Here is a 12,522-nt window from a genome sequence, read left to right as displayed (position 1 = left end):
GGATTATACCTATCATGACAGGTCAGGTCGTAAAGCCGATTGACCTGTTATAACAGGTAATGGCAGTATCGCATCGCCAGCGCATGCCAGCGCCCCCGACTTTCCCTAACCGACCTTGCATGCGGGCAACTCAGGAGACACACAATTGCATACCCACGCAACACCAGGCGCCGCCCGCGCGACGGCGCACTTTGACTACATCGTGATCGGGGCGGGTTCGGCGGGCTGTGCCGTGGCGGCAAGGCTGGCCGAAGACCGGGGCGCGACCGTGGCGCTGCTCGGGGCAGGCCCGCATGACCACCACTTCTCGGTCTGGGCGCCCATTGGCTTTGCCAACACCGTTCCCAAGGCCGGGCCGCGCAACTACGCGTACTACACCGAGCCGCAGCCCGGCCTGAACGGCCGGCGTTCTTACCAGCCGCGGGGGCGCGGGCTGGGCGGCAGCTCGTCGATCAACGGCATGCTCTACGTGCGCGGCCATCGCAACGACTACGATGAATGGGCAGCACTGGGTTGCAAGGGCTGGGGCTTCGACGACGTGCTGCCCTACTTCCGCCGCAGCGAGCACAACGCCAGGCTGGCCAACGATCCCCTGCACGGCAGCGACGGTCCGCTGCATGTCAGCGACCTGCGCTCGCCCAACCCGTTCTCGCAGCGCTTCGTCGAAGCGTCGCTGCAGGCCGGCATGGCGCCCAATGCCGATTTCAACGGACCGACGCAGGAAGGTGCCGGCCTGTACCAGGTGACGCAGCGCAACGGCGAACGCTGGAACACGGCGCGCGCCTACCTGCATCGCGGCGATGCCGCGGACAAGGCCTTCAACGGCGGCCGCAGCGGCCTGTCGGTGCTGACCGACGCGCAGGCGCTGCGGATCGTGTTCGAGGGCAGGCGCGCCACGGGCGTGGAGATCGTGCGCAACGGCGAGAAGCAGGTGCTGCGCGCGCGGCGCGAGATCGTGCTCAGCACGGGTGCCTTCAACTCGCCGCAGCTGCTGATGGCTTCGGGCGTCGGCCCGGCGGCACCACTGCGCGACCTTGGCATCGACGTGGTCCACGACCTGCCAGGCGTGGGCGAAAACCTGCAGGACCACCTCGACATCATCGTCAACAAGCAGCTGCACTCGACCGACCTGTTCGGGCAGACCGCCAGCGGGCTGCTGCGCATGGCCGGCGAGGTCATGCGCTACCGGCGCCACCGCACGGGCATGGTCACGTCCAACTTCGCCGAGGCCGGCGCGTTCTTCCGTAGCCGTCCCGGGCTTTCCATCCCTGATGTGCAACTGGTGTTCGTGGTAGCGCTGGTCGGCAACCGCAACATGGAGAAGCGCAGCAAGCTCGGCCACGGGTATTCGTGCCATGCCTGCGTGCTGCGTCCGCAGAGCCGCGGCCACGTGCGCCTGCGCAGCGCGGACATGCGCGACGCGCCGCTGATCGACCCGCGCTTCCTGTCCGCGGAAGAGGACATGGCCGGCATGGTGGCCGGCGTGCGTGCCATCCGCCGCATCTTCGCCCAGCCGGCGCTGGCGCAATACGGAGGCCGTGAGCTGCTGACCGACGATTTCGGCCCGGACAGCAGCAACGAAGAAGCCATCCGGCATTTCATCCGCACGCACGCGGACACCGTCTACCACCCGGTCGGCACCTGCAAGATGGGGATCGATGACATGGCGGTCGTCGATCCCGAGCTGCGCGTGCGTGGCATCGACGGGCTGCGCGTCGCCGACGCCTCGGTGATGCCGACGCTGGTCGGCGGCAACACCAATGCGCCCACGATCATGATCGGCGAGAAGGCCGCAGACCTGATCAAGGCCTCGGCCCGCTGAAAACCCTTCGCCGCCTGGCTCGTCCGGGCGGCGAACTGCATCCGCAATAGCCACCACAAAGGAGACAACGCATGCAAGCCATTGCCCTGACCCTCAGCCCGGAAGCGTTCCGCGCGCAAGACCCGGCCTCCTGGCCGTTCACCGTGCGCCGTTGCACGCCCACCATTGGCGCCGAAGTCGAAGGCATCGATTTCCGCGAAACCCTGGATGAAGCCACTTACCTCGCGCTGCGCGCCGCGCTGCTGACGCACAAGGTGCTGTTCTTCCGCAAGCAGGCGATCACGCCGGCGCAGCACGTGGCCGTAGCGCGCCGCTTCGGCGAACTTGAAGTGCATCCGATGTTCACCAACCATCCCGAGCATCCCGAGCTGGTGGTGTTCGGCCGCGACGGCGAAAAGCGCGGGCGCGAGAACCTGTATCACTCCGATGTGTCCTGGCGCGAGATCCCCTCGATGGGCTCGATGCTGCGCTGTGTTACCTGCCCCGAGGTGGGCGGCGACACCATCTGGATCAACATGGCCGCAGCCTATGAAAAGCTGCCGGAGGACGTGAAGGCGCGCATTGCCGGCCTGAAGGCGGTCCATGACGCGATGCCCGCCTTTGGCACCGCGCTGTCCGAGGAAAAGTATGAAGAAATGCGCGCCAAGTACCCGCCGATGGTGCACCCGGTGGTGCGCACGCATCCGGAAACCGGCGAGAAGATTCTCTTCATCAACGAGGCCTTCACCACGCATTTCGCCAACTTCATGAAGGAGCAGTCCTACCGCATCGGCTCGGACTATCGACCGGCCGAACTGGACCTGCTGCAATACCTGTACCGCCAGGCGGCGGCGCCCGAATACCAGGTGCGCCTGCGCTGGCAGCCTGACACCATCGCCCTGTGGGACAACCGCTCCACGCAGCACTACGCGGTGCAGGACTACTTCCCCGCCGTGCGCCACATGAACCGCGCCACCATCATCGGCGACCGTCCGGTATGAGCGGCCCTTCCCACTCGATTCTTCCATCGATCTGCGAGGCAAACCCGATGAAACTCGTCGACAAGTTCTATATCAACGGCCAGTGGGTGCAACCCGCGCCGGGCGCGACCCAGGCCGATCTCATCGATCCGGCCACCGAGTCTGTGGTGGGCAAAATCGCCATGGGCACGGCCACCGACGTGGATCAGGCGGTAGCCGCCGCGCGCGCCGCCTTCCCGGCGTGGTCGGCGTCCACGCGCGAGGACAGAATCTCCCTGCTTGAGCGCGTCATGGCGGCGTACCAGGCGCGCTTGGGCGACCTGGCGCAGGCAGTGCGACAGGAGATCGGCGCGCCGATCACCGTCGCCACCAACCTGCAGGCCGCGATCGGCCTGGCGCAACTGCAGGCCACGGTGCAGGCGCTGCGCGAGTTCGAATTCGAAAGCCAGCGCGGCAAGAGCTATCTCCTGCGCGAAGCCATCGGCGTGGCGGCGCTGATCACGCCGTGGAATTGGCCGCTGAACCAGATCGCGGCCAAGGTGGCGCCAGCGCTGGCGGCGGGCTGTACCGTGGTGCTCAAGCCATCGGAAATCGCGCCGCTCGACGCACAGATCTTTGCCGAGATCATGGATGCCGCCGGCACGCCGCCGGGCGTATTCAACATGGTCTTCGGCGAAGGCCGCGTGGTCGGCACGGCGCTGTCGGCGCACCGCGATGTCGACATGGTCTCGATCACTGGTTCGACGCGCGCCGGCGTCGAGGTGGCGGTCAGCGCCGCTCCGACGGTCAAGCGCGTGACGCAGGAGCTGGGCGGCAAGTCGCCGCTGGTGATCCTGGACGATGCCGACCTGCAGGCCGCCGTGAGCAGCGGCGTCGCCCAGGTGATGCTGAATTCCGGGCAGACCTGCATCGCGCCGACCCGCATGCTGGTGCCGCGCGCGCAGTATGAACAGGCGGTGCAGATTGCCGCCGCGGCTGCCAACGCGGTCACGGTCGGCGACCCCACCGATGCGCAGACCAGGATGGGGCCTATCTCGAACCGCGCGCAGTACGAGAAGGTGCAGCGGCTGATTGGCATCGGCATCGAGGAAGGAGCACGCGTGGCCGCCGGCGGCCCAGGGCGTCCCGACGGCCTGTCCCAAGGGTTCTATGCCCGGCCGACTGTCTTCGCCGATGTGCGCAACGAGATGACCATTGCGCGCGAGGAAATCTTCGGGCCAGTCGTGTGCATACTGCCTTACGACTCCGAAGACGACGCCGTGGCCATCGCCAACGATACCGAGTTCGGCCTGGCCGCGTACATCGCGTCGTCCAACCCCGAGCGCACCCGCAAGCTGGCCGCGCGCCTGCGTGCCGGCAGCGTGCGCATCAACGGCGCATCGATGGACATCTCGGTGCCGTTCGGCGGCTACAAGGCCTCGGGCAACGGCCGCGAGTTCGGTCCGGAAGGCATTGCGGAGTACCTCGAAACCAAGACCGTCACCGGCTGACCAGCGTTAAAACCCGGCCCAGCTACGCATAAGCTACCGGCCGGGTCTTTCCACCTTGCTGACAAAGGTGCCATGCCCGGCGCGCCGATCCACTGGTCGAAGATGCCGCTGGCAAATGTACTGGGCAGGCACCATGGGCGCGGCTACTGCCGCCCTTGTCTGACACCAGTAGTCGGCAGCGTCCGACAGCCGCGCGCCACCGGGCAGCTATCTTTCAAAGACAGCGCCAGGCCTTTTGCCAAAGCGCCCGGCTATGTCGACCACCTGGATGACCGGGCGCATGGCCAGAATGAATGCCGTCGCGGTGTTCGTGGCGCTGCTGCTGTTCACGTGGCTGTGGAGCGTGTGGGGCATGCTGCTCGCCATCCCGCTGATCACCATTGCCAAGGTCGTGGCCGATCACATCGAGGGGCTGGAAGTGGTAGCGGAGTTCCTTGGCGAATAGTCAGTTCGCTTTCCCACGCGCCGGCGCCCTACCGGCCCGGACCCGCGCACCGTCCGTGCACCTATACTCAATCCAGGAATGCTGCACCACAACATTTTCCTGCTGCGGCATTCGTGCTGGAGGAACCACCATGCCTTTGTGCGACCTTTGCCTGTCGCAACTGGACCGGCCGGGGCATTTCCCGCCACATGCGAGCCTGCTGAAGTCGGCGACGCTGCGCACTGCCGGCGGCCAGAACGCCTTCGTCTACCGTTGCAGCGATTGCGGCGAAAGCCTGCTGCTGGCCTCGGCCGACGGCGAGGCGCCGGACCGCTGGACACGACTGGACGTCGATGGCTGGCGCTAAGGATGGAACCGGAGTTGGCGTAATCGGCACGTCAGCCGTTCTCATTCCGCCCGCCTTGATCTTGTGCAAATCTGCTTTGGATTGATGGCCGGATAATCTGGCTCAAGCGAGCCCTTTCCGCCCGCCAACCACGCCATGGCCAAGAAATTCCCCCTGCATCCAAGCCATCCCGAGCGCGTCTGCTGGGGTTGCGACAAGTATTGCCCGGCAGATGCCATGGGATGCGGCAACGGTTCCAGCCGGACGCAGCATCCCATCGAGCTGCTCGGCGATGACTGGCTCGACTACGGCGACTGGGGCATTGAGGCCCCGGACACCACCGCGCGCGGACGCGCCCCCACCTAGCCGACGCGCATCTTCACCTTCACGCACACGCACCCGTCCTGCTGACCCGGTCATAGACCGAACCCAGCGATCCTGAACTACAACGCGGGTGAAAACACGGGCGGGATTACAATCGCCTTCACGGCTATCCGGCCTCCCTGAAGCCCCCACGGCTCCCACAGCCCCCCACCGGAACCATCATGTTGAAACTCCAGGATTCTTCGCTGCTGCGCCAGCAGTGCTTTGTCGACGGCCGCTGGATCGATGGCGAGCGCCGCATCGACGTGACCAACCCCGCCACCGGCGAACGCGTCGGCCAGGTGCCGCAACTAGGCGCCGATGAAACCCGCCAGGCCATCGAAGCCGCCAACCGCGCCCTGCCCGCCTGGCGCGCGCGCACGGCCAAGGAACGTTCGGCGCTGCTGCGCAAGTGGTTCGAGCTGATCCTGGCCAACCAGGAAGACCTGGCGCGCATCATGACCGCCGAACAGGGCAAGCCGATCGCTGAGGCACGCGGCGAGATCGCCTATGCCGCCTCGTTCATCGAGTGGTTTGCCGAAGAAGGCAAGCGGGTCTATGGCGACACCATTCCCGCACCGGTCACCAACCAGCGCATCGTCGTCACCAAGGAGCCTGTCGGGGTGTGCGCGGCGATTACACCGTGGAACTTCCCGGCGGCAATGATCACGCGCAAGGCCGGCCCTGCGCTGGCGGTCGGCTGCACCATGGTGCTCAAGCCCGCGTCGCAGACGCCGCTGACCGCGCTGGCGCTGGTAGCGCTGGCCGAGCGTGCCGGCATTCCGGCCGGCGTGCTGTCGGTGGTGACGGGCTCGGCGAGTGCGATCGGCGGCGAGATGAGCAGCAATCCGCTGGTGCGCAAGCTCACCTTTACCGGCTCAACCGAGGTGGGCCGCGTGCTGATGGCACAGACCGCATCGACCATCAAGAAGGTTTCGATGGAACTGGGCGGCAACGCGCCCTTCATCGTGTTCGACGATGCCGACCTCGACGCCGCGGTGGAAGGGGCGATCGTGTCGAAGTACCGCAACGCCGGCCAGACCTGCGTTTGCGCCAACCGCATCTATGTGCAAGCGGGCGTGTACGAGGCCTTTGCGCAGAAGCTGGTGGCGGCGGTCGCGGCGCTCAAGGTCGGCAACGGCATGGACGACGGCGTGCGCATCGGGCCGCTGATCGACGACAAGGCCGTGGCCAAGGTTGAGGAGCATATCGCCGACGCCGTCGGCAAGGGCGCGCGCGTAGTGCACGGCGGCCAGCGGCACGCGCTCGGCCATTCGTTCTTCCAGCCGACCGTGCTGGCCGATGTCGCGCCCGGCATGCTGGTCGCGCGCGAGGAAACCTTCGGGCCGCTGGCGCCGCTGTTCCGCTTCGAAACCGAGGACGAGGTCGTGGCGATGGCCAACGATACCGAGTTCGGCCTGGCCAGCTACTTCTATGCGCGCGACCTGGGCCGCGTCTGGCGCGTGTCGGAGCGGCTGGAGTATGGCATGGTGGGCGTCAATACCGGGCTGATCTCGAACGAGGTGGCGCCATTCGGCGGCGTCAAGCAGTCAGGCGTCGGCCGCGAAGGTTCGCACTACGGCATCGAGGATTACCTGGTCATCAAGTACACCTGCATGGCCGGGATCTGACCCCGCGGCGGCGCTTGGCGCTTGGCGCCTGGCGCGACTAGCGCGGCTAGCACGTTCAGGGCGCGCTGCCGCGCTTGCGCCCGCCCTGCGCCCTTGCCATGCTGCTCTAGCAGCCGGGGCCACAGGGCTGTCCCGGCGAGCACGCCAGGCGGAAACGCTCGATCTGGTCGCGGAAGCGCTGCATCTGCTCGAGCTGGTAGCGCGCATGGTTGGCGCCATATGGCTTGCCGAATTCATGCAGCGCACCGTCGGCGGCCCGCGACAGCGCTTCGAGCGCCTGTGCCAGCGCCCGCCCTTCCACGCTGCGATGCCGGCGCAGGCGCCACGACAGCGCTTCCTGGCCCTGGCCGAACAGGCTCTGGTCGAGATGGCCAAGCCAGTCGGCGGTGGCCTGCGCGTCATGGAGCGCCGCCAGGTAGGCGCACAGCGCCGACAACCGCTGGTTCATCTCGCCGCCGCGGCTCAGCAGTTCGCCGGCGCACCTGCGCAAGCGCTCGGCCGCGCCATGCTCGCCCGCCGGCGGGCCATCGGGCACATACGTGCCGAGCGGTCGCACCGACAGCGCCAGCCCCGGTGGCAGCACGCTGGTGCACAGGCTGGCCAGCTGGCGCTGCAGCGCGCCATCGAGCTCGCAGCAGGCCACCACGTCGGCCTCGACGTAAAAGTCCAGCGATGCCTGCCGGCCCTGCCCGCTGTACACCACCGTGCGCACCGGCTGGTGTCCCGCCTCTGCCAGCACGCGAAGCGCGGCTTCGATGCAGCGCTGCGCGATCTCGTCGCACGGCAGCGCACGGACCAGGGCGTGCGTATGCGGCATGCCGGTGATTTCAGTGCGTGTCGGCAGGGACGCGCCCGGCTGGCTCGGGTTACCGGACGGTCGCAGGCTCGTTTCGACGTAGCTCAGGGCAGTACCCGTCATTCATGGCTCCATGGTTGATTGCTAAGCCCGTGCGGGCGGTGGCGGAGTGCCGAAGAGCGCGGACAGGCATCAGCGCGTCCCGCCGGCAGGCTGCGAGGCCATCACGATCGCCGCATGCATGCCCCCCAGCGGGTGCCGCGCCTCGGCTGCCGTCAGCGATGCCAGCACCTTGCAGTCGTCCAGCCGGAAGCGGCACAGCAGCAGGTTCGAGCGCGCCAGGGCCACAATCTGCGCCGGGGCCAGCGCTGCCAGCGTGCGCCCCAGCTCCTGCCCCATGCCAAGCCGGAACAGCGCCTCGGCTTCGTGCTGGCGCAGCAGACGCTGCGCCAGCATCAGGTATGACAGGTTCAGCTGCTGGATGTCGCGCAGGATGTCGGCCCCGGCAACACCGCGATCCGCCGCGCCGGGCGTCGTGCCTGCGCTTGCGTCAGCAGCATCAGCGGCGTCAGCGTGCTCCGGTTTGCGCCTCATTGGATGGATTCCGTGGGACCCGTGGCGGTACCTGCGGGACCAGCGGCAGTGTCCAGGGCGGTGTCGGGGGCGGTGTGCGCCGAGATCGTCGGGCGTTCTGCAATCGCGCGCAACGCGGGCTTGTCCAGCAGCTCGATGCAACGGTGGCGTACGCGGATCAGCCCGATCTCGGCCAGCCGCGAGAACTGCCGGCTGACCGTCTCCAACGTCAGGCCGACATAGCTGCCGATTTCCTCGCGGCTCATGCGCAGGATGAACGCCGACGAAGAAAAGCCGCGCGCCGCGAAACCGTCGGCCATCCACAGCAGGAACGTGACCAGCCGCTCCTCGGCGGTCATCAGCGCCAGCATGGTCTGCATGGCCCGCGCGCGCCGGGCCTGGTAGTCAAGCGCCAGGAACAGCTGGGCCGCCGCAGGCGCCGCGGCCGTGGCGGCACGGCCCGGGTCGATCGCGATCACGCACAGCTCGGTGTCTTCCAGCGCCGTGGCATACGATACATAGCGAGTGCGCGCGAGGCTATCGAGCCCGACCAGTTCGCCCGGAAAATGGAAGCCGACCACCTGCGTGCGCCCGTCCTCGCTCGTGACATGGGTTTTGACCGTACCGACGCGGATCGCATAGAGCGCGGTGGCCGGGTCGCCGATCAGGTACAGCGGCTGCCCCTTGCGCAGCCGGACGCTACGCATTGGCTGCGGCTGCGCGCCGGCGGCGGGATGCGCTTGCTGGACCGGGCCGGCCGCCTGGCAGCCACGCGCCTGGGGGCAACTGTCGCAGCAAGGCAGGGCGTCGGGCAGCCCGGATCGGCCTTTGGTCGGGGGCAATTGCATCGTTTCGTGACAAAGATTGACGGCGTAAAAAACCTGTGATCATTCTATGAATCGCGCACCGCGTAACAATCTGTATATTCTGAATCAGCATCGCGAAGCTTCCGACCACTCAGGCACTGCGCTTCCGGAAAACGCCGGCAAGCCGCCAGCAGCGAACCCAGATTTCGCCATGAAGAAAGCCCCCGCCGGCGCCGAGAGTCCGGCCGTATATGCGTCATCCAGCGAGGCGCAAGCCAACGCGTCCAGCGATGCGCCCTACCGCACCCTGGTCGAGTCCGTGCAGGACTACGCCATCTTCACGCTCGACGTGACGGGGCATGTGTCGAGCTGGAACAAGGGGGCGGCGAGTATCAAGGGCTATGCGCGCGAAGAGATCCTGGGCAAGCACTTCTCGACCTTCTACACGCCCGACGCCGTCGCCAGGCACTGGCCGGATGCCGGACTCAAAGCCGCCGCCGAGCTCGGGCGCTTCGAGGACGAAAGCTGGCGCGTGCGCAAGGATGGCAGCCGCTTCTGGGCCAATGTGGTGATCACGGCGCTAAGGGACCCCAATGGCAAGCTGATCGGCTTTGGCAATGTGACGCGCGACATGACCGCGCAGCGCCGCACCGCCGAAGCGCTGCGCCAGAGCGAGGAAACGCTGCGGCTGCTGGTGGAGGGCGTAAAGGACTACGCGGTCTTCATGCTCGACCCCGCCGGCAACATCGTCAGCTGGAATTCCGGCGCCTCATATATCCAGGGCTACCGCCGCGACGAGATCCTGGGCCGGCATTTCTCCGTGTTCTACCCGCCCGACGACATTGCCGCCGGCAAGCCCTCGCGGATGCTGGAAGAGGCCCGGCGCGCCGGGCGCATCGAGGACGAAGGCTGGCGCGTGCGCAAGAACGGTTCGCTGTTCTGGGCCAACGTCACGCTGACCGCCGTCTACGACGAAACGCGCGCGCTGCGGGGCTTTGCCAAAGTCACCCGCGACATGAGCGAACGCCGCCGCCACGAGGAGCTGGAGCGCTCGAGCCAGCGCATGAATGAATTCCTGGCCACGCTGTCGCACGAGCTGCGCAATCCACTGGCGCCGGTGCACAGCGCGCTGGCGGCGATGCGGCTGGCGCCAGGCGACCCGGCGCTGACCGACAAGAGCCTGAGCCTGATCGAACGCCAGGTCACGCACCTGAGCCGGCTGGTCGACGACCTGCTCGACATCGGCCGCATTACCTCCGGGCGCATCGAGCTGCGCACCGGGCCGCTGGATTTCAACGACGTGATCGCGCTCGCCGCCGAGGCGGCACGGCCGTCGCTCGAGGCCAAGTCGCAGCGCGTCGCGGTGCAGACCCACGCCGCGTCGATCCCGATGCACGCCGACAAGACCCGGCTGGTGCAGGTGATACAGAACCTGATCCTGAATGCGTCGAAGTTCTCGCCGGCGCAGACGACCATCAGCATTGTCACCGCCGTACAAAAACGTACCCTCCTGGTACAGGTGATCGATCAGGGCCGCGGCATCGCGCTGCAATCACTGGAAAACATCTTCAATATGTTCGTGCAGGAAAGCCGCCCCGGTACCGATGCGCATGGCGGGCTGGGCATCGGCCTGTCGCTGTGCCGGGCGCTGGCGGAGCTGCATGGCGGCACCATTGCCGCAGCCAGCGCCGGACCGAACATGGGCAGCACCTTCACACTGCGGCTGCCGCTGCCGGTGGCGCATGAAGCCGCCACGATGCACCCCCCAGTGCATGCCGCAGCCGGCGGCCATGCCAACGCCGTGCTGCAGGCACAGCGCATCCTGCTGGTCGACGACAACCGCGATGCCGCCGACAGCCTGGCGATGCTGCTGGAAATGTGCGGCCACGACGTGACCATTGCCTACGACGGTGCCGAAGCGCTGCACGTGGCGCCGCGCTGCCGCCCGCATGTCGCGCTGATCGACCTGGCCATGCCGGGCATGGACGGTTTCGAATTGGTGCGCGCCATGCGCGGCGTGGCTGGCACCGAACAGACCCGCTACGTCGCGCTGACCGGCTTCGGCCAGCCTGCCGACAGGCAGCAAAGCGCGCGCGCGGGGTTCGATGCGCACCTGGTCAAGCCGGTGGAGCTGGAGACGCTGTTCGGCACCATCGCCCAACTGCAACGGCCCGAATAAGCTGCCCCGTGGCCACCCACTGCGCGCCGTGCAGGCGCCGGAAGGCCACCTTCGCCAAAGCCAAACCCGCGCTTGCGCGCGCTGCGACACACTGAGGCCCATTCCATCGCCAATCAACACACGGAGGAGACAGCGATGCAGGGTTGGATCAGGCGTGCAGCCAGCGGGCTGCTGTTCGCATTCGCCGCCACGGCGGCAGGCACGGCACTGGCGGACTACCCGGACAAGCCGGTCCGGCTGGTGGTGCCCTTCCCACCGGGCGGCGCGACCGACCTGCTGGCGCGCGAGATCGGCAATGCCCTGTCGGCGCGGCTGCAACAGCCGGTGGTGATCGACAACCGTCCGGGCGCCGGGGGCAACCTGGCAGCCATCGCCGTGGCACGCGCCCCGGCCGACGGCTACACGCTGCTGTTTGGCACCTTCGGCTCGCTGGCAGTCAACAAGAGCCTGTACGCCAGGCCCGGCTACGATCCGCTCAAGGATTTCGCGCCGGTCGCATCCGTGGCCTACCTGCCCAACGTGCTGGTGGTGCATCCGTCGGTGCCGGCGCGCAACGTGCAGGAGCTGCTGGCGCTGGCGCGCAAGGAGCCGGGCAAGCTGACCTACGGCTCGTTCGGCAACGGTTCGTCGTCGCACCTGGCAGGCGAGCTGTTCACCCACCTCGCCGGCGTCAATATCGCGCACATTCCGTACAAGGGCAGCGCCGCGTCGATGACCGACCTGATCGGCGGCCGCATTACGATGATGTTCGACAGCGTCTCCACCGCGCTGCCGTATATCCGCGACAACCGCGTGCGCGCGCTGGCGGTGACAACGCAGAAGCCCTCGGAACAGCTGCCGGGCGTGCCTGCGCTGGCCGCCGCAGGCGTCCCCAACTATGAACTGACGGCGTGGTTCGGCGTGGCCGCGCCGGCCGGCACGCCCAAGGCCGTGATCGACCGGCTCAACGGCGAGATCGTTGCCGCGCTGAAGCAGCCGGAGCTGTCGGCCAGGCTCGCGAGCCAGGGCACGGTGCCGTTCCCGGCCACCCCCGCGCAGTTCGGCAGCTATATCCGCGCGCAGTACGAAAAGTGGGACGGGCTGATCAAGTCCGCCAATATCCGGCTGGACCAGTAACTGGCCGAGTTAGCCGG

11 protein-coding genes and 1 pseudogene are annotated in these 12,522 nt (G+C 67.4%); 9 read left to right on the top strand and 3 right to left on the bottom strand.

All coding sequences use genetic code 11. The features are described from left to right. The first annotated feature begins 145 nt into the window (after positions 1-145). The 7 genes and pseudogenes from ACIP1U_RS23005 (at position 146) to gabD (ending at position 7,035) form a co-directional block, all read left to right on the top strand. Complete coding sequence (locus ACIP1U_RS23005; RefSeq protein ID WP_400319793.1) at positions 146-1,822, top strand: GMC family oxidoreductase; 1,677 nt, start codon at positions 146-148, stop codon at positions 1,820-1,822. Positions 1,823-1,893: 71 nt separating this feature from the next. Further along, positions 1,894-2,802, top strand: a complete 909-nt coding sequence (locus tag ACIP1U_RS23000) for a TauD/TfdA dioxygenase family protein (RefSeq protein WP_400319791.1) — start codon at positions 1,894-1,896, stop codon at positions 2,800-2,802. Between the two features lie 47 nt (positions 2,803-2,849). After that, positions 2,850-4,271 carry an aldehyde dehydrogenase family protein gene (locus ACIP1U_RS22995; protein ID WP_400319788.1) on the top strand — a complete coding sequence of 474 codons (1,422 nt, stop codon included), beginning with the start codon at positions 2,850-2,852 and terminating at the stop codon, positions 4,269-4,271. Between the two features lie 259 nt (positions 4,272-4,530). Continuing rightward, positions 4,531-4,716, top strand: a pseudogene (locus ACIP1U_RS22990) (AI-2E family transporter); the annotation flags it as partial. A gap of 130 nt (positions 4,717-4,846) precedes the next feature. Further along, positions 4,847-5,062: a hypothetical protein gene (locus tag ACIP1U_RS22985; protein ID WP_400319785.1), complete on the top strand. Its 216-nt coding sequence runs from the start codon at positions 4,847-4,849 to the stop codon at positions 5,060-5,062. 135 nt (positions 5,063-5,197) lie between these two features. Beyond that, positions 5,198-5,407 (top strand): DUF3079 domain-containing protein, encoded by a 210-nt coding sequence (locus ACIP1U_RS22980; RefSeq protein WP_400319782.1) that lies wholly within the window; start codon positions 5,198-5,200, stop codon positions 5,405-5,407. 179 nt (positions 5,408-5,586) lie between these two features. Beyond that, a complete protein-coding gene (gene gabD / locus ACIP1U_RS22975) occupies positions 5,587-7,035 on the top strand; it encodes an NADP-dependent succinate-semialdehyde dehydrogenase (protein WP_400319780.1) in 1,449 nt (482 codons plus the stop codon). 106 nt (positions 7,036-7,141) lie between these two features. On the opposite strand, the gene ACIP1U_RS22970 is transcribed toward gabD, so the two are convergent. The 3 genes from ACIP1U_RS22970 to ACIP1U_RS22960 form a co-directional block, all read right to left on the bottom strand. Further along, positions 7,142-7,954 carry a hypothetical protein gene (locus tag ACIP1U_RS22970; protein ID WP_400319777.1) on the bottom strand — a complete coding sequence of 271 codons (813 nt, stop codon included), beginning with the start codon at positions 7,952-7,954 and terminating at the stop codon, positions 7,142-7,144. A gap of 69 nt (positions 7,955-8,023) precedes the next feature. After that, the gene (flhD, locus tag ACIP1U_RS22965; protein WP_400319774.1) at positions 8,024-8,425 is read right to left on the bottom strand and encodes a flagellar transcriptional regulator FlhD; all 402 of its coding nucleotides are present in this window, start codon (positions 8,423-8,425) and stop codon (positions 8,024-8,026) included. Beyond that, the gene (locus tag ACIP1U_RS22960) at positions 8,422-9,111 is read right to left on the bottom strand and encodes a helix-turn-helix domain-containing protein (RefSeq protein WP_400319772.1); all 690 of its coding nucleotides are present in this window, start codon (positions 9,109-9,111) and stop codon (positions 8,422-8,424) included. The genes flhD and ACIP1U_RS22960 overlap by 4 nt, the downstream gene beginning before the upstream one ends. 310 nt (positions 9,112-9,421) lie before the next feature. Here ACIP1U_RS22960 and ACIP1U_RS22955 point away from each other — a divergent pair, with 310 nt between their 5' ends. Together ACIP1U_RS22955 and ACIP1U_RS22950 are read left to right on the top strand one after the other, a co-directional pair. Next, entirely contained in the window at positions 9,422-11,389 is a 1,968-nt protein-coding gene (locus ACIP1U_RS22955) for a PAS domain S-box protein (RefSeq protein ID WP_400319769.1), read from the top strand. A gap of 135 nt (positions 11,390-11,524) precedes the next feature. Further along, entirely contained in the window at positions 11,525-12,505 is a 981-nt protein-coding gene (locus ACIP1U_RS22950; protein ID WP_400319767.1) for a tripartite tricarboxylate transporter substrate binding protein, read from the top strand. The last annotated feature ends 17 nt before the right edge of the window (positions 12,506-12,522 follow it).

Source organism: Cupriavidus sp. NPDC089707, from assembly GCF_044748965.1.
Classification (GTDB): Bacteria; Pseudomonadota; Gammaproteobacteria; order Burkholderiales; family Burkholderiaceae; genus Cupriavidus.
This window is presented reverse-complemented; position numbering and strand designations above follow the sequence as displayed.

What these genes read in the sequence shown, in the direction of transcription:
- ACIP1U_RS22970 (WP_400319777.1), bottom strand. Translation starts at nt 7,954, where the DNA reads ATGACGGGTACTGCCCTGAGCTACGTCGAAACGAGCCTGCGACCGTCC.
- ACIP1U_RS22960 (WP_400319772.1), bottom strand. Translation starts at nt 9,111, where the DNA reads ATGCGTAGCGTCCGGCTGCGCAAGGGGCAGCCGCTGTACCTGATCGGC.
- gabD (WP_400319780.1), top strand. Translation starts at nt 5,587, where the DNA reads ATGTTGAAACTCCAGGATTCTTCGCTGCTGCGCCAGCAGTGCTTTGTC.
- ACIP1U_RS22950 (WP_400319767.1), top strand. Translation starts at nt 11,525, where the DNA reads ATGCAGGGTTGGATCAGGCGTGCAGCCAGCGGGCTGCTGTTCGCATTC.
- ACIP1U_RS22955 (WP_400319769.1), top strand. Translation starts at nt 9,422, where the DNA reads ATGAAGAAAGCCCCCGCCGGCGCCGAGAGTCCGGCCGTATATGCGTCA.
- ACIP1U_RS22980 (WP_400319782.1), top strand. Translation starts at nt 5,198, where the DNA reads ATGGCCAAGAAATTCCCCCTGCATCCAAGCCATCCCGAGCGCGTCTGC.
- ACIP1U_RS22985 (WP_400319785.1), top strand. Translation starts at nt 4,847, where the DNA reads ATGCCTTTGTGCGACCTTTGCCTGTCGCAACTGGACCGGCCGGGGCAT.
- flhD (WP_400319774.1), bottom strand. Translation starts at nt 8,425, where the DNA reads ATGAGGCGCAAACCGGAGCACGCTGACGCCGCTGATGCTGCTGACGCA.
- ACIP1U_RS23000 (WP_400319791.1), top strand. Translation starts at nt 1,894, where the DNA reads ATGCAAGCCATTGCCCTGACCCTCAGCCCGGAAGCGTTCCGCGCGCAA.
- ACIP1U_RS22995 (WP_400319788.1), top strand. Translation starts at nt 2,850, where the DNA reads ATGAAACTCGTCGACAAGTTCTATATCAACGGCCAGTGGGTGCAACCC.